Genomic DNA, 22,007 nt, shown 5'->3' with positions numbered 1-22,007 from the left:
GACAGATGAGCCCTAGCGTTGCGTTTGGTACGGATATTGATGAACGGACGGAAGCTTCAGAGCTGGCTGCCACTGATGTCCTGACCGCCCCGGACATCCCCTGGAACCTTGTGATCTGGAACGACCCCGTCAACCTCATGAGCTACGTCAGCTATGTTTTCCAGAGCTACTTTGGCTATTCCGAGTCCAAGGCACACAAACTCATGATGGAAGTTCACCGGAAAGGCCGGTCCATTGTGGCCCACGGGAGCAAGGAGCAGGTTGAGCAGCACGCTGTAGCCATGCATGGCTTCGGCTTGTGGGCCACCGTGGAAAAGGCCGCCAGCGGCAACGAAACACCCGGAAAGGGCGGCCGCCAGAGTGGCTAAGGCATTCAAATACGGACTCAAGGGCATCACCGGCTACCTCGAACCGGCCGAACGGGATCTTCTTCGCGGGCTTCTGGACGACGTCATTTCCATGCTCGAGTCTGAGGCCAAGGAGAATGAAGATCCGTTGGCGGCCATGATCGGCCTGGACATGGACGTGAAGAAGCCTGCCGACCGCGCCCTCCTGCGGCTGCTGCCCAACGTGATGAAGGACGACGACGCCGGCTCGCTCGAATTCCGGCAACTCACCGAGCGCTCGGTGCGGGAAAGCAAAATCGGTGCCCTGCGGGCAACGGCAATGGGGTTGGACAAGGACGACCTCGTCCTGACGCCGGCCGATGCCCAGCGTTGGTCCATGGCGCTGAACGATGTCCGCCTTGTCTTGGCCGAGCGCCTCGACATCCGGGACGAGGCTGACGCCGACCATGTCCACAGCATGCAGGACTGGAGCCAGGCCGAGGATGTTGAGAGCTACCTGGCCTTGGTCTACAACTTCACCACGTGGCTCCAGGAGTCGTTGGTTCAGTCGATGTTGGCCGCGCGGCAGGCGAAGCCCTGAGCCGCGCGGACGGACGCTGCCGCCGCTCCCGTGTGACAAATCAGACACGGGCGGGGAGACGCAGCTAATGGCCGCGCACCAAGGGAAGCCTTATTCTCGAATAATCATGACTTCAGCATCGGGCAACTCAACAGGCGTTTCCACTGAGCTTATGGGCGCGCGTCCGATCGGTGTTTTCGATTCCGGTGTTGGTGGCCTGACGGTGGCCCGCTCCATCATCGACCAGCTCCCCAACGAGTCAATCCTGTACGTGGGGGACACCGCCCATGGACCCTACGGGCCGTTGCCTATTGCCGAGGTCCGGGCCAATGCCCTCGGCGTCATGGACGAACTGGTGGATTCGGGCGTCAAGCTGCTCACCATCGCCTGCAATTCCGCCTCGGCCGCGGTGCTTCGGGACGCCCGGGAGCGCTACACGGCCCGTTACGGAATTCCGGTCATCGAGGTGATCCAACCGGCGGTCCGGCGCGCAGTGTCCGCCACCCGGACCGGGCGCATCGGAGTCATCGGGACATCTGCCACCGTGGGTTCCAGGGCCTACGAGGACACCTTTGCCGCGGCTCCGGACCTTTCGATTACGTCCGTGGCCTGCCCCTCGTTCGTAAACTTCGTCGAGGCGGGAATCACCACGGGCCCGGAGCTCCTGGCGGCAGCAAACGAATATCTGGAACCACTCAAGCAGTCCAACGTGGACACCGTAGTCCTGGGCTGCACGCACTATCCCTTGCTCACCGGCGTGATCTCGTTCGTGATGGGTGAGGACGTCACCCTCGTCTCCAGTGCGGAGGAGACCGCCAAGGACGTCTACCGGGCCCTGGCGAACGGCGGCATCCAGCGGACTGAGGCAAGTGCGCCCAGCCATGAGTTCATTGCCACCGGTGACGCAGCCCAATTCGAGACCCTTGCCCGCAGGTTCCTTGGGCCGGAAGTTCTCTCGGTCAAGCATGTCGACCATGTCTCCGCCCAGTATCCAACAGGTAGCCTTGCCCGTATTACGCCGGAGATGCTTGCAGCGGCCAGGGCCGGGGCGGGCTTGGCCCGCCGGTCCTATTTCGTCCAGCCGGACAACGGTACGCGGGCTGCGACGGAGAGTGGACTATGAAGCTGACGATCGTGGGCTGCACGGGCTCATTCCCGGGACCCGGCTCGCCGGCGTCGTGCTATTTGGTGACCGCCCACGACGGTGAGCGCGAGTGGAAAATTGTCATGGATCTCGGCAGTGGCGCCCTGGGGGCCATCCAGCGGTACACCGACCTGGAGGACATCGACGCCATTTTCCTGACCCACCTGCACCCGGACCACTGCATGGACCTCTGTGGCCTGCATGTTGCTGTCCGATGGAAGCCGGGCGGTTGGGGCCGTGACCGTCTTCCCGTGTGGGGTCCCGCTGCGACGGCGGACCGGATGGCAACCGCGTACGGGCTCGACCTTGATCCCGGTATGCACGAGGAATTCGACTTCACCAACTGGGCGGAGCAAAAGCCCGTGACGGTCGGACCCTTCACCGTGACCCCGTACGGCGTGAACCATCCGGTGGAAGAGTGCTACGCATTGCGTGTCACCGCAACAGAGCCGGGCAAGGACGGCACGCCGGTGACCCGGGTGTTGACGTATTCCGGGGACACCGATTCCTGCCAAGGCCTGGAAGACGCGGCGCAGGGAGCGGACCTTTTCCTGTGCGAAGCGGCCTTCGAGGAAGGCCGCGATGACGCCATCAAGGACGTCCACCTCACCGGGAAGCGTGCCGCGGAGGCTGCGGTGAACGCTGGAGCCAAGCGGCTGCTGCTGACCCACATCCCCGTCTGGACGTCCCAGACGAAAGTGATGGCTGAGGCCAAGCCGGTGTTCAGCGGTGACGTCGCTGTGGCTGTTGCAGGGGTCCACTACACGGTCTAGCCCAACTGGGCCGCAGCCCTGCATCCTCGATAGGCTGGGGGCATGACTTCAGAAGCAACAGCCGCCCCCGTTATCCGTGCCGATGGCAGGACCCCCGATCAACTCCGCCCCATCAGCATCACCAGGGGATGGTCCAAGCAGGCCGAAGGGTCCGCGCTTATCGAGTTCGGCAACACGCGTGTGCTGTGCACTGCTTCCCTCACGGAAGGCGTCCCGCGGTGGCTCAAAGGCGAAGGCCGCGGTTGGGTCACCGCCGAGTACGCGATGCTGCCCCGGGCTACGAACACCCGGTCCGACCGTGAATCCGTCAAGGGCAAGATCGGCGGCCGCACCCATGAGATCTCCCGCTTGATCGGGCGGTCGTTGCGCTCCATCATCGACACCAAGGCCTTGGGCGAGAACACCATTGTCCTTGACTGCGATGTCCTCCAAGCCGACGGCGGAACCCGCACCGCGGCGATCACCGGCGCCTACGTTGCGCTTGCCGAAGCCATCCGCTTCGCCCGGGAGAACAAGCTCATCTCCCGGCACGCAGAACCCCTGGTGGACACCATTGCAGCTGTTTCCGTGGGGATCATCGACGGCGTTCCAATGTTGGATCTTCCCTACGTGGAGGATGTCCGCGCAGAGACGGACATGAACGTAGTGGTCACCGGCTCCGGTAAGTTTGTGGAAGTCCAAGGCACTGCCGAAGGCGCTCCTTTTGACCGTGATGAACTCAATGCCCTTCTGGACCTTGCCTTGATCGGGACGGGCCAGCTGGCAGCCATCCAGCGCGAAACCCTGGCGGAGGCGCCGTGAGCGGCACCAACCCGCAGGACGGTGGCCCGGTGCTGGTTCTGGCCACGCACAACAAGGGCAAACTGAGGGAGCTCAGGGAACTGCTCCGCGGGCAGGTGCCCGGCGTGGACGTGGACACCCAAGTGGTGGATGCAGCTGCCGTAGGTGCCCCTGACGTTGCCGAGACGGGCGTTACCTTCGCGGAGAACTCACTCCTGAAGGCCCGGGCCGTTGCCGAAGCCACCGGACTGGTTGCCATTGCCGACGATTCCGGCCTTGCCGTGGATGTCCTGGGCGGGGCGCCGGGGATCTTCTCTGCGCGCTGGTCGGGCAAGCACGGTGATGACGCTGCGAACCTGCAATTGCTGCTTGCCCAACTCTCCGACGTTCCCGATGCCTCCAGGGGCGCTGCGTTTGTGTGTGCAGCAGCGTTGGCAGTGCCCGGCCCGGCCGGGATCTCCCGTGAAACGGTTGAGTACGGCCAGCTTGAAGGGACCCTGCTTCGCGAACCCCGCGGCGACGGTGGTTTTGGTTACGATCCCATCCTGCAGCCCAAGGGCATGGACCGCAGTTGCGCAGAGCTGGGCTTCGAGGAGAAGAACGCGATCAGCCACAGGGGACAGGCGTTCCGCGCCCTTCTTCCTGCGATCGTTGAGGCCCTCTCCGAACCCCGCGGTTAGTTTCAGGGCATAGACAAGAAAGGCGCCCCTCGGGGCGCCTTTCTCGTCTGTACTGCTCTTGTCTGTGCTGCTCGCTTCTGTGCCGGCGAGGCCTGGCTGCCGCTTAGTGCTCGCCGTGCTTTTCGGGTTCGTGTTCTTCGATGAATTCTTCTACAGGGTCCGTGCCCTCGGCTTCGGCCTTGCGCTTTGCGATGAAGCCACGGCCTACTTCGATGAAGACCGGAATCACCGAAATCAGGACGATGACGATGAAGATGATGTCAAGGTTGTCACTGACCCACGGCACGCGGTCGCCGAGGAGGTAGCCCAGGAGCGTCACGCCACCGCCCCAGAGGACGGCGCCAATGACGTTGAAAAGGAAGAACTTCCGCTTGTCCATCTGGGCCACGCCGACGATCACGGGGACGAAGGTCCGGATGATGGGGACGAAACGGGCCAGGATCAGCGCTTTGCCGCCATGCTTTTCGAAGAAGGCATGGGCGCTTTCGACGTTTTCCTTCTTGAAGAGGCGGGAGTCCGGCCGGTTGAAGATTGCCGGGCCCGCTTTGGAGCCTATGAGGTAACCGGTCTGGTTGCCGACGATCGCGGCCACGATGATCAGACCGGCCAGTGCCCAGATATTGAACTTGATGGTGTCCGTTGCCACGAGGAGACCCGCCGTGAAGAGCATGGAGTCTCCGGGCAGGAAAAACCCGACCAGCAACCCGGTCTCGGCAAAGACAATGCCGCACACCAGCAGCACAACCCACGGGGCAAGTGCGGGGTCGGCAAGGAAGATCTGGGGGTTCAGCCAGTCCGGCAGGAATGACGCCATGGGTGGCCGTACCGGTCCCGCGCCTCCAAAAGTGGATACGGCAAAGTCGCTCATCGCAGTAAAGATCACCCATTAAGCCTACTGGAACTGCGGTGGGCTGTTTTTCAGGAAGCCCTTGACGTGTGGTCTCTCGCTTGTATGGTTAGTTACATGAGTAATGAACCAAAGATGGTGTGCCGCCGGTGATCGACGACAGCAAGCCGATCTTCCTGCAGATCGCGGAACTCATCGAGAACGGGATCGTGGACGGAACCATGCCGGAGGAGTCGCAAGTGCCCTCCACCAACGAGTTCGCGGCCTTCCATCGCATCAACCCGGCCACAGCCGCCAAAGGAGTGAATGTGCTGGTGGACTCCGGGATTCTTTACAAACGCAGGGGGATCGGGATGTTCGTTGCCACAGGGGCCCGCGCGCAACTCATTGCGCGGCGGACCGAAGAGTTCTTTGAGCAGTACGTCAGGCCGCTGACCGTTGAGGCCCGCAAATTGGGCATTTCGGCCGAGCAGCTGAACCACATGATTGAACGCGGCGCCAGGCTGGCTCCTGATGCCGGAAACGACAAGGAAAGGAGCGCGGCCCTGTGAACGAGATGATCGTCGAGGCCCGTAACCTGAGCAAGCGCTATAAAGACGTCAACGCGTTGGAGGACGTCAACCTAAGCCTGGCCGCCAACCGGATCTACGGTCTCCTGGGCCGCAACGGCGCTGGGAAGACCACGCTGATGTCCATCCTGACGGCCCAGGCCTTCGCCACTTCCGGGGATGCGCTGGTTTTTGGAAAAGCGGCTTATGAGAACGACGCCGTACTTTCACGGATCTGCTTCATCCGCGAGTCGCAGAAGTACCCTGATGATTTCCAACCCCGCCATGCGTTCCGTTCCGCTGCGCTGTTCTACAAGAACTGGGACCAAGGCTTTGCGGAGCTGCTGGCCGAAGAGTTCCAGCTCCCGATGAAGCGCCGGATCAAGAAGCTGTCCCGCGGCCAGCTCTCTGCCGTGGGGGTCATCATAGGCCTGGCATCACGGGCGGAGCTCACGTTCTTTGATGAGCCCTACCTCGGCCTCGATGCTGTTGCGCGCCAGCTGTTCTACGACCGGCTGGTACAGGATTACGCGGAATTTCCCCGCACGATCATCCTCTCCTCGCATCTGATCGACGAGGTGGCAAACCTCTTGGAGCACGTGGTGGTCATTGACCGCGGACGGATCATCATGGATGCCGACGCCGACGACATCCGTGGTTCGGCCGTCACCGTGTCCGGGTCCGCGGACAAAGTGGACGCTTTCCTCGCCGGCCGCCCCGTCCTGCACAGGGAAACCTTGGGATCCCTCGCCTCGGTCACCGTGGACCAGGCGCTGGACAGGCAGGCAAGGGCAGAAGCGGAGGAATTGGGGCTCGAATTGTCCCCGGTTTCGCTGCAGCAACTGGTGGTACGCAAGACCATGGCCCGCACGGGATCAACGGCTTCACAGCCCCAATCCGAATTCTCAGATGGCACGATGGAGGCAACCCGATGAGCCGGACAATGGCAGTTGCACGAATGCAACTGATCAACAGATGGACGTTTATCGGCTGGCCCTTGGTGATCCTCGCCTCCTCGTTCCTGATGTCATTGGCCATCTTTGCCCTGATTCCTGTCGACGAGGCAAAGTACGGCGGCGGGAGCCAGGCGCCACTGTGGTACTTCATGGTCCTTGGAATCCAGAGCATGACGCTGGTGTTCCCCTTCTCCCAGGGCCTCAGCATCAGCCGCAAGGCCTTCTACGCCGGTTCCTTGGGCCTGTTTGCAGTGATCGCCCTGGGCATGTCGGTGCTGTACCTCCTTGGCGGGGCTATCGAGAAGGCAACCAATGGATGGGGGGTCTCCGGATACTTCTTCAACATCCCGTGGATCACTGACGGGCCTTGGTACTCCACCGCCGCGTTCTTCTTCGTCGTGATGATGCTGATGTTCATCGTCGGTTTCTGGTTCGCCACGATCTTCAAGCGCTGGGGGACCGCCGGAGTGCTGATCTCCACCTTGGGGACGGCCATGGTGCTCGTGGGCTTCGTGGCCCTGGCTACCGTCCAACAATGGTGGGGCTCGGTTGGTGCGTGGTTCGCCCAGCAAAGTCCGTTGAGCATCAGCGGGTGGACGGCCCTGCTGTGTGTAGTCCTGGCAGCCGGTTCCTACTCCACGCTTCGGCGTGCAACGCCCTAAGCCTCCATCGCGCGCTTGATGTAGCGTTCGCCACACTCGCAGGCTGGAAGGGCCGCCCCGCCGGGAAATCGGCGAAAGGGCGGCCCTTCCCGCCTGTACCCTTGTCCAGTGGCATTGGACTTTACGGCGATCGACTTTGAAACGGCCAACGGCTTCAGGGGCTCTCCCTGTTCGGTCGGGCTCAGCAAAGTCCGCAACGGAGTGGTGGTGGAAGAAGCCTCCTGGTTGATGCGGCCGCCGGAGAACCATGACCACTTCGAGTACCACAACACGCGGATCCACGGCATCCGCGCCGAAGACGTAGCCGGCATGCCCAGGTTCGGTGAGTTGTTCCCGGAGATCGGCGCCTTCATCGGCGATGACATCCTCGCAGCGCATAACGCAGCATTTGATCTGGGTGTCATCCGCTCCGGCCTGGAAGTCTCCGGGTTGCCCGGACCAGCGTACGAGTACGTCTGCACGGTGATGTTGTCCCGCCGGTGCTACTCGCTGGTTTCCAACTCCCTGCCCTACGCTGCCGAAGAGGCCGGCGTTCCATTGGTCAACCACCACGACGCCACTGAGGATGCCCGCGCGTGCGCCGGAATCCTCATCGACATTGCACGGCGCAACAGTGCCAACAGCATCGCCGAACTCTACCTTTCGTTGGGCCTGGCACTCCCGCGGCAACCGGCCTTTGACCCGGCCTTCGGACTGTCCAAAGCCACTGCGTCCGCGCTCGCGGCACGTTTGGTGGGAACCGGGGTGTCAGGGCCGGGCTCGCCAAACCCGCCGGCCAAGCGTGCGTGGTCGCCCTGGCCCGAGGAAGGTCCCAACCCGCTGCCCAACCCCGGTGCTGAACCAGGCCACCCGTTGTTCGGCCAGACAGTGGTCTTCACCGGCGATTTGGCAATGCCCCGCCCCGAGGCGAAGGCACGTGCCGCGGACCTGGGTGCCAGTCCCGAGAGCAGGGTGACTGCCCGCACTACGGTGTTGGTGGTGGGGGACGGTTTCGTCGCCGGGGACCTTCGTGCCGGCAGGCTCACGGGCAAGGCAAAGCGCGTCCTGGAACTCCACGCCAAAGGGCAGCAGATCGAAGTGGTGTCCGAGGGAGAATTCCTCCAAATGGTGGGCGGCAACTAGGCGGCAGGCCCGGGCGGGCATTCATACTGCGCAACATTGCTTCCGGCCCGGCAACCGGCGCTCGTAGCCTTGGGGCATGACCTCCAAGCTACCCGTTGCCGCACCGGATGCGCCCCGTGCTTCCACGAAGTCCGGGCAGGGCACTGTTCAAAGGCGGCTCTTCGACTTTCCGAATCCGGTGAACGAATACGCGGCCCGTATCACTGCCGGGCTGGTGGTGGTGCTGGCCGTCGTGACCCTGGTGTCCGGATGGGGGTGGGGCCTGGTTGCCTTGGCCGTCGGTTTCTGGCTCCGGGTCCTGTTTGGTCCCCGTGTCTCTCCGCTGGCACTGCTCTCCGTGAAGGTCCTCGCGCCGCGCCTGGGCCGCACCAAGCTGGTGCCGGGTCCGCCCAAGCGCTTCGCCCAAGGCATCGGAGCGGCGTTGACGACTGCCGCTGTCGTGCTTTTCTTCCTCGGCGCGCAACCGGCTGCCTGGGTCCTGCTGGCGTTGCTGATTGTTGCGGCATCGCTGGAAGCCTTTGCGGGATTCTGCCTCGGCTGCGCCATATTCGGCTTCCTCCAGCGCCGGGGCCTCATCCCCGAAGACGTGTGCGAAGCGTGCAATAACATCGCCCTTCGGCCCGCGGCGGACGCAGTCAGCCGGTAGTAACCGCCAACAGGCGCTCCGCCATGCCCCGGATAACGTCGGGGGCTTCGAGGGCGTGCATCCAATCGGCCGGCAGGCAGCGTTCGCCGTAGAAGGCACCCAGGAGGTTGCCGGCAATGGAGCCGGTGGAGTCGCTGTCGCCGCTGTGGTTGACGGCCACGGCCACTGCCTCGCGGAAGTGCTCTTCCGGATCGCCGCCCGCAGTGGACAGGACCGCATAGAGCCCGACGGCGAGGGCTTCTTCTGCGATCCAGCCCTCGCCAAGGGCGGTGGTCAGTTCTTCCGGGCCGAGGCCGGGGGCTTCCGTGGAAAGACGGAGGGCGTCCTGGAGCCTGTCCACGAGCTCGGGGGCCTTGAGCGGCAGGCCTTCCACATGACCCAGGGCGTTGGCCGCGGCATCACGGAGTTCCTGTCCGGCCACGAGGTTGTGAATCATGAGGCTGAAGGCGGCGGCGCTCAAGCGGGCCGATGGATGGCCGTGGGTCAGGGATGCCGCGTCCATGCTGAGCTTGGCCACGGCTTCCGGAGCAATGTGGGGTACCAGGCCAAACGGCGCCGACCGCATGACTGTCCCGCACCCTTTCGATTCCGGGTTGATGGGCCGGGCCGCAGTTCCCATTTCACCGGTGGCGAGGCCGCTCAGGCAGGCATTGCCCGGAGCGCGGCGTTGGTGCAGGACGTCCTGCAGGTCGATCCAGCGCGGCTGGGGGACCGGCGCCGAAGGGGAGGCAGCTACCTCCTGGGTTGCCAGCCAGCGCAAATAGGCGAGCCACAAGCAGGCGACCTCATCGGCGGCGACTCCGTCATTGGCCCATTCCAAGGCTTCCACGAGGCCGTCGACCGTGTAGAGCGTCATTTGGGTGTCGTCCGAGAAGTGCGTGCCGCCGTCGAGCTGTCCGAAAGTCTTCAGGCCGCCGTCGCCAAAGCGCGCGCGGATTGCTCCTATGGAGTCGAATTCCACTGCATAGCCAAGGGAATCGCCTAAGGCTCCCCCCAGCAGGGTGGCGTGGACACGGGACTCGAACGAAGGGCCGGCTGCAACACTCATGCCAGTAACTTACCGTGCCCCGTGGTGGCGCGTTGGTATGGTGGGGAAGCTGCGCAGCCTGAGGAAACCTGGAGTACAACGTGCGTGAACCGGATTGGCGACGAACAGGCAAGACGCCTGACTACAGGTTTTCGCTCGCCAACGAGCGCACTTTCCTGGCATGGATCCGGACCTCCCTGGCGCTCTTGGCGGGTGCGGTGGCCATCGACCAACTGGCGCCGAACATCGCACCGCAACCCGTTCGCCTGGTCCTTTGCGTGCTGCTCGCGCTCATAGGAGCCGGCCTGGCGGTCCTGTCCTACCGCCGCTGGAGCCAGATGGAAGCTGCGATGCGCAACGACCAAGCGCTCCCGTTCTCACGCGTCCTCTTGTTCATGACCATCGTGGTGGCCGTGGCAGCGTTCGGCTTCGCCGTCTTGATCCTGGTAGTGCGCTGAGCATGGATGCGGAGGCCGCAGATGTTCGGGACCCCGGCCTGCAGCCGGAACGCACGACCCTTGCCTGGCGGCGGACCTTGTTGTCGCTGGTGGTGGTGGATCTCTTCATCTGGCGGAGCTGGCTGACCAGCGAACCGACGTCCGCCCAGCTTGTGCCCGGCCTGCCCGGGCTCGACTACCAAGGTGTGTGCGCCTTGATGGCCGCCGCGGCCACGATCATCCTGGCGTGCGTCGTGTGGATCCGCTCACGCCAACTCCACACGGGAAATGCCGCGGTGCCGGCGTCTTTGCTTGCGGTGTGCACGGTGGCGGTGGTGGGCCTCGGTGGTACTGCGATCGCGGCCATTGCCGTAGGCGGCTAAGCTCGGAGATAGGCCCCGGGACGCCCGTCATGCCCAGCAACTCCCCAGACTACGTTGGCAAGATACTGAGCGTCTCCATCCCCACAGCGTAAGGACCCTTCAGCCATGACCTCTTCCGTGCAAGCTACCGCCGAGCACCCGCCGGGACTGATTGCGCGGCTCGGGGCTGAGGCATTGGGGACAATGTTCCTGGTCCTCGTGGCAGTGGGCGTCAAGATTTTCTCCACCCAGCAAGGCGGACCCGCGACCGCGTTGGCCATCGGCCTGTCGGTGACCGCAGGCATGATCGCTTTCGGTTACGTCTCGGGCGGCCACTTCAATCCCGCGATTACGCTGGGTAACCTCATAGCCGGCCGTATCCGGGCGGTTGCCGCCCTGGCTTACGTTGTGGCCCAGGTTATCGGCGCCGTGGTTGGTGCAGCCCTGGTCTACTTCGTGGTCCTTGCCTCGCCGGTGCTGGCCGACGCCCGGGCTGCTCTGGGCACGGCCGCGGCCGGCTACGGGGAGCACTCCGCTGCCCAGACCCAGCTGGCCGGCGTGCTGCTGGCGGAAGTAATCGGCACTGCCATCCTGGTGGGCGTCTTCCTGGGTGCAACTGCGGGACGCCGCGCGATTGCAGCCCTCGCACCCATCGCTGTCGGGCTGGCCACCGCGGTGTTGCTGCAGTTCGGCGAGATCGTGGGCAATCTGCCGTTCAACCCGGCCCGTGCCACAGGCCAGGCCTTCTTCAGTCCGTCCTGGGCCCTGGAGGGGCTGTGGTTGTTCTGGGTGGGGCCGTTGCTGGGCGCAGCCCTGGCCGGTTTTGTCTTCCGTGGTTTCAGTAACTTTCCGGCGGCCGCTCCGGTAGCCGGTGATGTGCCGGAGGCCGGCAACGACGGCGGAGCTGCCGCAGCCGGTGCCGTTCAGGCCCCCGCCGTCCCGGCTACTGCCGAGGCGCCCGTTGACAGGAGCCGCACGGCAGACACGGCAGATGAAGCCCGCGACTTTTTTGATGGGAAGAAGGGCCAGTAACGCAACGGGAACGACGACGGGGGGCCCACCTGCCCTTTTTTGTCGGTGCCCGCCGTTAGCTTGAAGATATGCGGTTACTCCACACCTCGGATTGGCATCTCGGCCGGTCCTTCCACGGCGTTGGGATGCTCGATGCCCAGCGCAGCTTCATTGACCAACTCGTCTCCTGCGTTGGCTCGGAGGCCGTGGATATCGTCCTGATCGCCGGTGACGTCTATGACCGCGCCTTGCCCGGACTGGACGTCGTGCAGTTGCTTGACGAGGCTCTGGTCCGCATTACGCAGGCCGGTGCGTCGGTGGTCCTCACCAGCGGCAACCATGACTCCGCCATCCGCTTGGGATTTGCCTCGCGGCTCATGGAACAAGGCGGCGTCCATCTCCGGACGCGCATCGAAGACCTCGATGTTCCCGTGCTGCTTCCCGCAGGGACCAGCGAGGGGAGCGGGCACGTCGCCATCTATGGCATTCCCTATCTGGAACCACGGCTGGTGGCCGAACGGTTGGGCGTTGAAACGGCAAGCCATTTTGCCGTGACCAAGGAAGCCACGGACCGGATCCGGCGGGACGTCGAACGTCGCCGAGAATCCGGACCCGTCCACCCGGTGGTCCTCGCCCACACCTTTGCCAGCGGCGGCATCACCTCGGACAGTGAACGGGACCTGAGCATCGGTGGATTGGGCGCCGTTCCGCTGGACCTCTTCGAGGACTTCACCTACACGGCTTTGGGCCACCTGCATGGCCGCCAGGAACTTGCCCCGAACGTCCGGTACTCGGGTTCCCCTTTGGCATATTCCTTCTCTGAAGCCAAGCACCGCAAGGGAGCCTGGTTGGTTGAGCTGGACAACGCCGGCATGTGTGAGGTTCGCGAGGTGCTGTGGGAAGCGCCGAGGTCCTTGGCGGTCCTGCGGGGCACCCTGAGCGAGCTCCTGGAATCCCGGGATCATGCCTGGGCTGAATCGTCGTTCTGCCAGATCACACTGACCGATGCCCAGCGGCCGGCCCAGGCCATGGAGCAACTACGTACCCGGTTCCCGGACACCCTTGTACTGACCTTTGACCCGCAGGGCGCTGCTGCACAGGAGGAATCCACCTACAGCAGCCGTCTTGCCGCGGCCGCGGATGATCTTGACGTGTGCTGCGGGTTCCTCGAACACGTTCGCGGCCGTGGACCGGAAGGCACCGAGGAAGCTGCCCTCCGGGAGGCCCTCGAAGCTGTCCGGTTGGAGGAGGCGGAACTGTGAGAATCCACCGCTTGGAAATTGAGGCCTTCGGTCCGTTCGCCCAGCCGCAGCACATTGATTTCGACCAACTCGGCGCCCAGGGGCTTTTCCTGCTCAACGGTGCCACGGGGGCAGGCAAAACCAGCGTGTTGGACGCCATCTGTTTTGCCCTCTACGGGTCTGTTCCCGGTGCCCGGCAGGACGGCAAACGGCTGCGCAGCGACCACGCAGCGCCCACAGCCGAGCCCCGGGTGGTCTGTGAGTTCTCCGCCCGCGGCCGCAGGTTCGAAGTCACCCGGTCTCCCGCGTGGGACCGGCCGAGCGCGCGTGGACGCAAGGGCTTCACCACCCAGCAGGCCAAGACGCTCCTCCGGGAACGGGTGGCCGGTGAGTGGGTGGAGAAGTCGTCGCGGAACGACGAAGCCGGCGCCGAGCTTTCAGAGGTCCTGGGAATGGACCGCGAGCAGTTCACCCGGGTTGTCATGCTGCCGCAGGGCGACTTTGCCGCCTTCCTGCGTTCCAAAGCGTCAGACCGCTTGGACCTCCTTCAGAAGCTCTTTGGTACCCACCGCTTTGAGTCGGTCGAGCGGCAGATCCAGCTTCAAGCGGCGGAAGCTGCCCGGGCAGTCGAGGACAATGCCGCTGAGCTGAAGATGTTGCTGGACCGCGTGTCCGCCGAGGCCGCGCACCTGGGGCTGGAAAGCACCGGGCCTGCAGCCACGGGATCCACCGGCACGCCGGGATCCACCGGCACGCCAGGATCCACCGGAACCCCGGGCTCAAGCGTTGCGGTGCCTTCGGAAGAGACCGGACTGGCGCCCGAGGACTGGCTCGGGGCAATAGGTGATGCTATTGCCACGGAGTGTCGTCGACGCAGGGAACAAGCTGACGCAGCCGAGGCCCGCTCGGCCAGGTTGGCAGCCGCGTTGCAGGAAGACCGGGACAAAGCGCAGCGGCACGCGCGGTTGGCTGCTGCCACGCAGCGCAGGGTACTCCTCGAACTGGCAGCCCCGCGCGCACTGGAGGACCGGGACAGGCTCGGCCGGCATCGTCGCGCATCAGTCCTTGGCGGACACCTCGACGCCGTTGAGAATACCGCGCGGAAACACCGGGCCGCCGTCGCGGCCATGGAGTCCCTCCGCGAAAAACTCGCCTCTGCAGGATTTTCCGAAGCCACGCTTGCCGAGGACCTGGAAAAGGTGAAGAAGAACGTGGCCGTGCTGGAAGCGCGGCTTCCGGACGAGCGCCGCTTGGAAGATCTTGGAGTCCGGATTCAGGAGAAACTCCGGGAACAGGCTGCCGCAGGGCTGGCCGTGGAATCCTTGGCACGCTCATTGGAAACCCTCCGCGCCGAAGATGCCGCCCTCCTGGCGGACATGGAGCCGTTGGAGCCCCTCGCGGGCCGGAGGGAGGTTGCTGAGCGTGAAGCGGCAGCCGCGGCGGAGGTAGTGGACCTCGTCGCCCGGTACCAGGCCGCAGCCCGAGACCGGGATGGCTTGGAAGCCCTTCACGCGGACGCGCGAACAAAGACCCAGGATCTCCGCCAAGCATGGCTGGACCTTCGGGAAGAACGGCTCGCCAATGCCGCGGGAGAACTCGCCGCAGCGCTGGCTGACGGTGATCCATGTCCTGTCTGCGGCAGCCAGGACCACCCGCATCCCGCTGAAGCCGCGCGGAGCGCACTCTCCCTTGCCCAGGATGAAGAGACTGCGGCCCTGCACTTTGAAACGAGCGAAAAAGAACTCACAGGCATTGCGGCGAAGCTGACATCTGCCGGGCAATTGCTGGCCGGTTTGGCTGCCCAAGGCGGAGCGGTGGACCCTGCGCTCGCGGAGGAAGCAGCGGCGAACGCAGCGATGGAGCTTGCAAAAGCACGGGATGCGGCCGCCCGCCTTGATTCCCTGCGTTCCCGGCACGCCGGGCTCACGGCGAGGATGGAGAAGCTGCAGGAAGACCACAATGCCGCTGAGGCAACGGCCGGCGAGGCCGCCACTCTGTCGGGTGTTCTTGGGGAACAGCACGCCGAACTCGAAGCGGACTTGTCCGGACTTCGGGCCGGTTTCACCAGCCTGAAAGCGCGCCTCGAAGAGTTGACCGGACAGCATGGGCTGCTGCAGACGGCAGCAGCCGCCGCACGTGAGGTGGACGGGACAGAGCGGGCCGCGAAGGAGGCCTTGGCTGTTTTGGAGAGGGCCTTGCCGGAAGCAGGGTTCAGCACCGCGGATGAAGCCCGCCGGGACGTGCTGTCAGCGTCGGATGTGGTGGGACTGGAGAAGAGTCTTTCGGATTACGACACCGAGGCTGCCCGGCTGGATGAGTTGTTTGCCGCCGAAGACCTTGTCCTCGCTGCCAAGGAAGCCACTATCGGAGAACTGCCGAAGGACCAGGACCAACTCAAGAACTCGACGGCTGAAGCGCTGGCCGCTGCAAAGTCCGCCAAGGATCTTGCCCTTGCGGTCGGTCTGGCGGATAAAGCTGCGCAAACGGTGACCAGTCTGCGCGGACGTTACCTCAATCTCGCCGCGGACGGCAGGGAACCGCGGGAGCGTTCCAGGTTACTCAGTGGATTGGCCGATACCCTCCGCGGCGCCGGTGACAATACCTACCGGATGAGCCTCAACAGTTATGTCCTGGCCGCACGCCTGGAGCAGGTTGCCGCTGCAGCTTCGGAACGGCTTGTTGCCATGAGCGATGGCCGCTACACCCTCCGGCACACTGACGCGAAAGCCGCCCGCGGGGCCAGATCCGGCCTGGGGCTTGAAGTCGTTGACCAGTGGACGGGCCAGCGACGCGACACCTCCACGTTGTCTGGTGGCGAATCGTTCATGGCCTCGTTGTCATTGGCTCTCGGTCTGGCAGATGTGGTCCAACACGAGGCCGGCGGTGTGGACATCGAAACGTTGTTCGTGGACGAAGGCTTTGGAAGCTTGGACGAGCAGGCCCTGGAACAAGTGATGGATGCTCTGGAGGGCCTGCGTGACGGCGGCAGGGTAGTGGGGTTGGTCAGTCACGTTGCCGAGATGAAGCAGCGCATCAGCAGCCAATTGCAGGTGGTGAAGGGCCGAAGTGGCTCCACCGTGCGAGTGGTCGAAGCGATGCCTGTCTGAGGTCCTATCCTATAGAATTGAAAAGTTATACCGGGTCGCGCGCATCGGGAGGAGGGACGATGCGCACACTTAGCGAACCCGGAATAATGAAAGAAACTTCTTTGGCCTCCCAGCCCACGCCTGTCGCGTCGCCCCAAGCCAGCCCACGGCCCAACCCACGTCGGTCCCGGCTCCCCGGGCGTTTCGCCCGTTTGCCCGAACTGGCAGGCGCCGGATTCCTGCCGATCGGCCTCTTTGCCCGCCTCCCGTTGGCAATGCTCACGGTGGGCACCCTGACCCTGGTCACAGCTGTCAGCCACTCCTACGCCATCGGCGGCATGGCAGCCGGGGCGGTCGGCATCGGATCGGCCCTCGGCGCTCCCGTAGTGGGGTCCCTCGCGGACCGCGCAGGCCAGCGCATCGTCCTGCCGACGGCTGCCGTGGTGAATGCACTCGCGGTGGCAGCGGTGATCGCGGCTGCGTATTGGACCCCCTCCTACACTTCGGGCCTTGACGCCCTGGGTGTGCTGGTTGCCGCCTTCATCGCAGGAGCCAGCTCACCGCAAGTGGGGCCCATGGCCCGCGTTCGCTGGATGGCCCTCACCACGCACAACCTGCGGGCGGGGCAGGGCGGCGGCCGGAGCGTAGCGGCCAACCGGGCCGATCTGGATACGGCATTGTCCTACGAAGGGACCGCGGACGAGATCACGTTCGTACTGGGCCCGGCCCTGGTGGGTCTGTTGGCCAGCCTCATCACTCCTTGGCTTCCGCTGGCGCTGGCGGCGCTGTTGACCAGCATCCTGGTCCCTGCGTTCGCTGTCCATCCCAGCCACCTTGCCGTGGTTCCTGCGCCGCGGAACGCTGCCACCGGCGTCGTACGTCCCGAGGACTCCGGAGACCGGAATCGCTGGGCCGCGGCCGTGGTGGCCGTCCCCGTGGTGGCCATGGTTTGCATGGGGACCTTCTTCGGCGCCACCCAAAATGCCCTCAGTGCCTTCTCGGCGGACTACGCCACCGCCGAGCTGGCCGGCCTGCTGTATGCGGTGATGGGCCTCAGTTCCGCGGTGGCGGCGTTGTCCGTTGCTTTCTGGCCGCAGAGGTTTGGTCTGGCGGCCCGCTGGGTGGTGGCAGCCTTTGCCATGTCGGCGTTGTCGCTGCTGCTGGTGGTTCCGGCCGGCATTTGGCCCATGGTGGCTGTCCTGCTGATCCTGGGCATTCCGGTGGGACCGGTGATGGTGACAGTGTTCAGCATCGGCGGCGTGGTGGCTCCCGCCGGACGCATGGCTACTGTCATGACAGCTTTGGCCAGCGGGATCGTCGCCGGTACGGCCCTGGGCGCGTACCTCGCCGGCCAACTGGCTCAGACCCAAGGGGCGGCAGCCGCCTTCACCGTGGCGATGGGTGCGGCCGCCGGCCTGCTCGTCCTCGGACTGGTGACGTGGCTCGTCATGCGCGGACGGCAGCAGGGGTAGCAGGCCACATCGGGGAAGGTCTCAGGCCAGTTGGCTTTCGATCCGTGCGGCGCTTGCTGCCAGCGCCTGGCCTACCCGGTCTGCGTCCTGGTCCATCCGGATGTAAACCACGGCGATGGCTGCGGGCCTGCCCCCGGGGATGTGGATGGGTGCAGCAAGGGACGACACTCCCGCGATGACTTCGTCATGGCTTGCGGCGTAACCCAGTCGCCTGGCTTCCAGCGCTTCAGGACGGTAGGGGACCCCCGGGCCCAGTTGCTGCCAGCGTTCCTCCGTCATGGCGGACTGGATGGCTATCCCGGGTGCTCCCGACGTGATGGGATGCCGGGTGCCGGGATGCTGGGCTACCGCGGGTCCTGAATGTCGTGGTTCCACCGTCAGGAGGGTGACGCATTCCTGGTGGTCCCATACGGCGATGAAGGCCGTCATGTGCAGCGTGTTGGCCAGTTGCGTGAGTTCGGGCAAGGCGGCACCCTGCAGGTTCCGGGAGACTCCCCGCGCCAGGACGGCCAGTCCCGCGCCCGGTTGGACCCTGCCCGATTCGTCACGGACCACCAGCGAGTGGTCTTCCAAGGTGCGCAGGATCCGGTAGGCGATGGAGCGGTGCACGCCCAGCGCCTCGGCCAGTTCGGCAATGCTCAGGGGGCGATCGGCAGCCGCCAGAATCTCCAGTGCGCGGATGCCCCGGGACAGAGTTTGCGACGGCGGGGCCTGGGTGGGTGCCTCCAAAGGGCCTTTGACACCGCTGCTGGAATTCATGGCTCCAATCCTATGTCCACGGGGGGCTGTGCTTTTGATCACAGCGTGTAGTACAGTTTCCTAACTGACCGTTCTGTCGGTAAAGAATGTCGCGCCGAACAGACACCCGCACCTTTGGAGTTTCAATGACCGCAACTTCCTCTGTCGATTCCCTGTCCGGGCCCAGCAGCAAGCGCGAAGAGCGCCGGGTACTGGCGGGAACCCTGGTGGGCACCACCATCGAGTGGTACGACTTCTTCATCTTCGCCCAGCTGACGGCGACGCTGTTGTCGCCGTTGTTCCTGACGCCGCTCGAACAGTCAAACCCCGGCGTGGCGCAGATCCTCTCCTTCGCCACCATTGGCATCAGCTTCCTGTTCCGCCCCCTGGGAGCCACCATTGCCGGCCACCTGGGCGACCGCGTTGGCCGCAAGGCAGTCCTGGTGATGACCTTGGTGATGATGGGAGCCGCTACGGCCCTGATCGGTCTCCTGCCGACCTACGAAACCATCGGATTGTGGGCTCCGATCCTTCTGATCACCCTCCGCGTGGTGCAGGGCTTCTCGGCCGGTGGCGAATGGGGCGGTGCGGCGTTGATGGCTGTTGAGCACGCTCCCATCAACAAGCGCGGCCTCTTTGGCGCCTACCCGCAGATCGGTGTGCCGATCGGCATGATCCTGGCAACGGGCCTGCTGTTCTTCCTGCAGTCGGGAATGTCCAAGCAAGACTTCGCGGCGTGGGGCTGGCGTGTACCCTTCCTGCTCTCCGTCGTCCTGATCGTTGTGGGCTACCTGATCCGTCGGGCTGTCGGCGAAAGCCCCGTCTTCAAGGAAATCGCCCAGCGCAAGGCCGAAAGCAAGGCTCCCCTTGGTGAGCTGTTCCGCCACAACACCAAGGAAGTTGTCTTCGCCGCACTGATCTTCATTGCCAACAACGCCGCGGGCTACCTGCTGATCGCCTTCTTCATCTCTTACGCAACCAAGGCACTGAAGATGCCTGCGCCGCAGATCCTGCTCGCAACCACCGTCGCGTCCTTTGGCTGGCTGATTTTCACCATGGTCGGCGGATGGCTTTCGGACAAGATCGGCCGCGTGAAGACATTCCTGTTCGGCTATGCCCTGGTCTTCGTATGGATGATCCCGCTGTTCGCGCTCATCGATTCCAAGGACATCATTCTCTACGGCGTGGCCCTGTTCGTCCTGACCATCGGCCTTGGCCTGTCCTACGGCCCGATGTCAGCCATGTACGCCGAGATGTTCCCCCCGCAGGTGCGCTACTCCGGTATCTCCATCGGTTATGCACTGGGCGCCATCCTCGGCGGAGCCTTCGCTCCCACCATTGCGCAGGCCTTGCTGGACCAGACCAAATGGTCCGGTTCGGTGGGCATCTACATCATGGTGCTGTGCGTCATCTCCGCCGTGGGCGTGATCCTCGCCAAGGAAACCAAGGGACGTCCGCTCGGTTTCAGCACCCACCACTAAAGAACTCACGCGCACGCCCAGCGGCGCACTGCAGAAGGCTTACGGGTCCGGGGTCCAACCCCGGGCCCGTGGGTTTTAAGCCCGTGGGTCTTTAAGCAGGTCCATGACGTCGGCGTCCGTCAATTGATCGAAGTGCTCGTAGAAGGCCCCGACGGCGTGGAACGTGCCCGGTATATGCAAGCAGAAGACCCAATCACAAACACGGCCCAGCGATGTTGAGGCCTCAAGCGAGGCCACTGGAGCGGCGGCGATGACGGTGGTGGCGCCTGCGGCCCGTACACTCTCGACGGCGGCACGCATGGTTGCGCCGGTGGCCAGGCCGTCGTCCACCAGGATGACGGCCTTGCCCTGCAGATCGTGGTCGATCCCCGGGTACTCCTTGGCCCGCCTGCGCAGTTCGGCCCTTTCCGCAGCCTCCACGTCATCCATGGCAGCTGCACTGATGCCGCGGGACAGAAGAAGCTCCCTCAAGGGCTTGTTGAGGATCCGGACTACCTCGCCCCGGCACCACGCGAGTGCGCCGAAAGCGGTTTCGGCCCGGCCCGGGATGCCCAGTTTGCGGACAAGCACGGCACCGACCGGCACGTAGAGAACAGCTGCAGCTGCGGCGGCCAAGGGGACTCCGCCACGCGCCAGTCCAAGGATGATGGTGTCAGGCCGTTCCCTGAACTGGGGAAGGCCCTCGGCCAGGCGTCGCCCGGCTTCCTCCCTGTCCTTGAAACGCATGCCCATCCGACCCCGTTCCTCCTCAATCCGGCGCTGGTTCCAACCCTACAGTTCAAAGCTTGCCCGGTGGTGCCTCCGCTGCAAGCATTGCCTTGTGAGTAAACCGATCGGGTACTGGGTCAAACGCCTGGATGCAGCACTGGAAGCGCAGTTGGACCACACCTTGGCCAGGGTCCGCTTGAGCCGCCGGCAGTGGCAGGCGCTTAACACGCTAGCGGAAGATCCCCTGCTGCCGGCTGAACTCGAAGAAGCCCTGCGGCCCTTGTGGGGCGGGGATGTACGGCTGCGGGAGCGCGAACTGGCGGCCTTGGTGGGGCACGGGATGATCACCATGGTCGATGACCGGCTCACGCTCAGCGGCAAGGGCAGGGAGACCTACCACCAAGCGCTCCGTTTGGTGGAAGAGACGCGCATTGACCTTTCCATGGGCATCGGCCTGGATGAATACGCCATGGCCGTCAGCGTCCTGGAGCGCATGAGCCGCAACGCGGAGCGACTGTCCAGATAGCCGTGCCTATACGGGTAGCCGGTTACACCGCGAGGAACTCGACGGCGGCTTCCTTGAACGCCCGGCTGGTGACCACGTTCGTGTGCGTGCGCCCGGGAACAACCAGGGTCTCCACCATTGCACCGCGTTTGCCCGCGATCTCCGCCAGCACCGGCATGGTGCCCGCGCGTTCGTCCTTCTCTCCTGCCACCAGGAGCAGCGGCATGTGGGGCGCGGCCTCGGCGGGGTCGAAGGGCTCGCCCTTGATGGCCTCGATGAGGGAAAGCATGGCGAAGAGGTTGTTGCTCGGAATGAGTTGCGCCATTTTCAGCAGCCCGGCCGTCGACTCGTCCTGGATCGGAGTGCCGTCGGCAAGGTATCGCTGCGCGGCTGCAAGATCGAAGGCTGCCAGCGGGTCGGCAGCACTGGGTCCGCCCAGCACCACCCGGTGCACCAGGTCCGGCTGCGTGGCGGCGAACTCCCAGGCCAGCCGCGAACCCAGTGAATACCCGATGATGTCCAGGCCGGAGACCGGGTTGCCGTCCTGCAGGGGCCGCGCACCGGCGTCGTAGACCATCTGCAGGAGGTCGGCACGGATCCTGCTGGGCGTGTAGGAATCAAGGTCCTCGGGGGCGTGGCTCCGGCCATGCCCGGGGAGGTCAACGGTGATGACCCGGCGGCCGGCGCCCTGAAGCGTGGCAATCCAGCCGCTGTCCACCCAGTTCAGCTTGCTGGAGGAGGAAAAGCCGTGGATCAGGAGGACCGGACGCAGTCCGGCGTCATTGGCAGGCTCATGGACTTCCACGAACAATCCGGGATCGGTGCCTTCCACGGTGTGTCTCTGCTGTTCCACGGTGTGCCTGCCGGTCATCATG

Annotated in this window: 24 protein-coding genes; 19 read left to right on the top strand and 5 right to left on the bottom strand. The window is 64.5% G+C overall.

Annotation, left to right across the window (positions count from 1 at the left end; translation table 11 throughout):
- Positions 1–5 precede the first annotated feature (5 nt).
- The 6 genes from clpS to rdgB all read left to right on the top strand — a co-directional run bounded on the left by clpS (position 6) and on the right by rdgB (position 4,283).
- On the top strand, positions 6–368 hold the full coding sequence (gene clpS / locus AUR_RS03230; protein ID WP_021470973.1) for an ATP-dependent Clp protease adapter ClpS: 363 nt from the start codon (positions 6–8) through the stop codon (positions 366–368).
- Positions 361–927 carry a DUF2017 domain-containing protein gene (locus AUR_RS03225; RefSeq protein ID WP_021470972.1) on the top strand — a complete coding sequence of 189 codons (567 nt, stop codon included), beginning with the start codon at positions 361–363 and terminating at the stop codon, positions 925–927. Before clpS ends, AUR_RS03225 begins: the two co-directional genes overlap by 8 nt.
- Before the next feature lie 106 nt (positions 928–1,033).
- Positions 1,034–2,029 (top strand): glutamate racemase, encoded by a 996-nt coding sequence (gene murI / locus AUR_RS03220; RefSeq protein ID WP_021470971.1) that lies wholly within the window; start codon positions 1,034–1,036, stop codon positions 2,027–2,029.
- On the top strand, positions 2,026–2,823 hold the full coding sequence (locus tag AUR_RS03215; protein ID WP_021470970.1) for an MBL fold metallo-hydrolase: 798 nt from the start codon (positions 2,026–2,028) through the stop codon (positions 2,821–2,823). The genes murI and AUR_RS03215 overlap by 4 nt, the downstream gene beginning before the upstream one ends.
- A gap of 42 nt (positions 2,824–2,865) precedes the next feature.
- Complete coding sequence (rph, locus tag AUR_RS03210) at positions 2,866–3,624, top strand: ribonuclease PH (protein ID WP_021470969.1); 759 nt, start codon at positions 2,866–2,868, stop codon at positions 3,622–3,624.
- On the top strand, positions 3,621–4,283 hold the full coding sequence (gene rdgB / locus AUR_RS03205) for an RdgB/HAM1 family non-canonical purine NTP pyrophosphatase (RefSeq protein WP_021470968.1): 663 nt from the start codon (positions 3,621–3,623) through the stop codon (positions 4,281–4,283). The genes rph and rdgB overlap by 4 nt, the downstream gene beginning before the upstream one ends.
- Before the next feature lie 103 nt (positions 4,284–4,386).
- Here rdgB and AUR_RS03200 read toward each other — a convergent pair whose 3' ends face one another.
- The gene (locus AUR_RS03200) at positions 4,387–5,151 is read right to left on the bottom strand and encodes a DedA family protein (RefSeq protein ID WP_031216061.1); all 765 of its coding nucleotides are present in this window, start codon (positions 5,149–5,151) and stop codon (positions 4,387–4,389) included.
- Between the two features lie 128 nt (positions 5,152–5,279).
- On the opposite strand from AUR_RS03200, the gene AUR_RS03195 reads away from it, so the two are divergent.
- From AUR_RS03195 to AUR_RS03175, 5 genes are all read left to right on the top strand, one after another.
- Positions 5,280–5,681: a GntR family transcriptional regulator gene (locus AUR_RS03195; RefSeq protein WP_031216060.1), complete on the top strand. Its 402-nt coding sequence runs from the start codon at positions 5,280–5,282 to the stop codon at positions 5,679–5,681.
- Positions 5,682–5,686: 5 nt separating this feature from the next.
- Complete coding sequence (locus AUR_RS03190) at positions 5,687–6,613, top strand: ABC transporter ATP-binding protein (protein ID WP_043427314.1); 927 nt, start codon at positions 5,687–5,689, stop codon at positions 6,611–6,613.
- Positions 6,610–7,296 carry a hypothetical protein gene (locus AUR_RS03185; protein WP_021470964.1) on the top strand — a complete coding sequence of 229 codons (687 nt, stop codon included), beginning with the start codon at positions 6,610–6,612 and terminating at the stop codon, positions 7,294–7,296. The genes AUR_RS03190 and AUR_RS03185 overlap by 4 nt, the downstream gene beginning before the upstream one ends.
- Positions 7,297–7,404: 108 nt before the next feature.
- Positions 7,405–8,418: a 3'-5' exonuclease gene (locus tag AUR_RS03180; protein WP_069695139.1), complete on the top strand. Its 1,014-nt coding sequence runs from the start codon at positions 7,405–7,407 to the stop codon at positions 8,416–8,418.
- A gap of 76 nt (positions 8,419–8,494) precedes the next feature.
- Positions 8,495–9,064, top strand: coding sequence for a DUF4395 domain-containing protein (locus tag AUR_RS03175; protein WP_082694397.1), 570 nt, complete (start codon positions 8,495–8,497; stop codon positions 9,062–9,064).
- Here the strand turns inward: AUR_RS03175 and AUR_RS03170 are convergent.
- Entirely contained in the window at positions 9,054–10,112 is a 1,059-nt protein-coding gene (locus AUR_RS03170) for an ADP-ribosylglycohydrolase family protein (protein ID WP_062097141.1), read from the bottom strand. The two genes, AUR_RS03175 and AUR_RS03170, sit on opposite strands and share 11 nt — an antisense overlap.
- Positions 10,113–10,192: 80 nt before the next feature.
- On the opposite strand from AUR_RS03170, the gene AUR_RS03165 reads away from it, so the two are divergent.
- The 6 genes from AUR_RS03165 to AUR_RS03140 all read left to right on the top strand — a co-directional run bounded on the left by AUR_RS03165 (position 10,193) and on the right by AUR_RS03140 (position 17,700).
- Positions 10,193–10,549 carry a YidH family protein gene (locus AUR_RS03165; protein ID WP_021470960.1) on the top strand — a complete coding sequence of 119 codons (357 nt, stop codon included), beginning with the start codon at positions 10,193–10,195 and terminating at the stop codon, positions 10,547–10,549.
- A gap of 2 nt (positions 10,550–10,551) precedes the next feature.
- On the top strand, positions 10,552–10,911 hold the full coding sequence (locus AUR_RS03160; RefSeq protein WP_021470959.1) for a DUF202 domain-containing protein: 360 nt from the start codon (positions 10,552–10,554) through the stop codon (positions 10,909–10,911).
- Positions 10,912–11,016: 105 nt separating this feature from the next.
- Positions 11,017–11,922, top strand: a complete 906-nt coding sequence (locus AUR_RS03155; RefSeq protein ID WP_062097139.1) for an MIP/aquaporin family protein — start codon at positions 11,017–11,019, stop codon at positions 11,920–11,922.
- 68 nt (positions 11,923–11,990) lie between these two features.
- Positions 11,991–13,163: an exonuclease SbcCD subunit D gene (locus AUR_RS03150; RefSeq protein ID WP_062097137.1), complete on the top strand. Its 1,173-nt coding sequence runs from the start codon at positions 11,991–11,993 to the stop codon at positions 13,161–13,163.
- A complete protein-coding gene (locus AUR_RS03145; protein ID WP_062097135.1) occupies positions 13,160–16,249 on the top strand; it encodes an AAA family ATPase in 3,090 nt (1,029 codons plus the stop codon). The genes AUR_RS03150 and AUR_RS03145 overlap by 4 nt, the downstream gene beginning before the upstream one ends.
- A gap of 86 nt (positions 16,250–16,335) precedes the next feature.
- On the top strand, positions 16,336–17,700 hold the full coding sequence (locus AUR_RS03140) for an MFS transporter (protein ID WP_062097132.1): 1,365 nt from the start codon (positions 16,336–16,338) through the stop codon (positions 17,698–17,700).
- Between the two features lie 21 nt (positions 17,701–17,721).
- Here the strand turns inward: AUR_RS03140 and AUR_RS03135 are convergent, their stop codons facing one another.
- Positions 17,722–18,459: an IclR family transcriptional regulator gene (locus AUR_RS03135; RefSeq protein WP_062097131.1), complete on the bottom strand. Its 738-nt coding sequence runs from the start codon at positions 18,457–18,459 to the stop codon at positions 17,722–17,724.
- Between the two features lie 125 nt (positions 18,460–18,584).
- Here AUR_RS03135 and AUR_RS03130 point away from each other — a divergent pair, with 125 nt between their 5' ends.
- Positions 18,585–19,919 carry an MFS transporter gene (locus tag AUR_RS03130; RefSeq protein ID WP_021470953.1) on the top strand — a complete coding sequence of 445 codons (1,335 nt, stop codon included), beginning with the start codon at positions 18,585–18,587 and terminating at the stop codon, positions 19,917–19,919.
- 75 nt (positions 19,920–19,994) lie between these two features.
- Here the strand turns inward: AUR_RS03130 and AUR_RS03125 are convergent, their stop codons facing one another.
- Positions 19,995–20,651 (bottom strand): phosphoribosyltransferase, encoded by a 657-nt coding sequence (locus AUR_RS03125; RefSeq protein ID WP_128397043.1) that lies wholly within the window; start codon positions 20,649–20,651, stop codon positions 19,995–19,997.
- 88 nt (positions 20,652–20,739) lie between these two features.
- Between AUR_RS03125 and AUR_RS03120 the strand changes: the two genes are divergently transcribed.
- Positions 20,740–21,153, top strand: coding sequence for a MarR family transcriptional regulator (locus AUR_RS03120; RefSeq protein ID WP_062099238.1), 414 nt, complete (start codon positions 20,740–20,742; stop codon positions 21,151–21,153).
- A 22-nt stretch (positions 21,154–21,175) separates the two neighbouring features.
- Here the strand turns inward: AUR_RS03120 and AUR_RS03115 are convergent, their stop codons facing one another.
- Positions 21,176–22,006 (bottom strand): alpha/beta fold hydrolase, encoded by an 831-nt coding sequence (locus AUR_RS03115; RefSeq protein WP_082694398.1) that lies wholly within the window; start codon positions 22,004–22,006, stop codon positions 21,176–21,178.
- Between the last annotated feature and the right edge of the window lies 1 nt (position 22,007).

Origin of the sequence: Paenarthrobacter ureafaciens, from assembly GCF_004028095.1 — a bacterium.
Classification (GTDB): Bacteria; Actinomycetota; Actinomycetes; order Actinomycetales; family Micrococcaceae; genus Arthrobacter; species Arthrobacter ureafaciens.
This window is presented reverse-complemented; position numbering and strand designations above follow the sequence as displayed.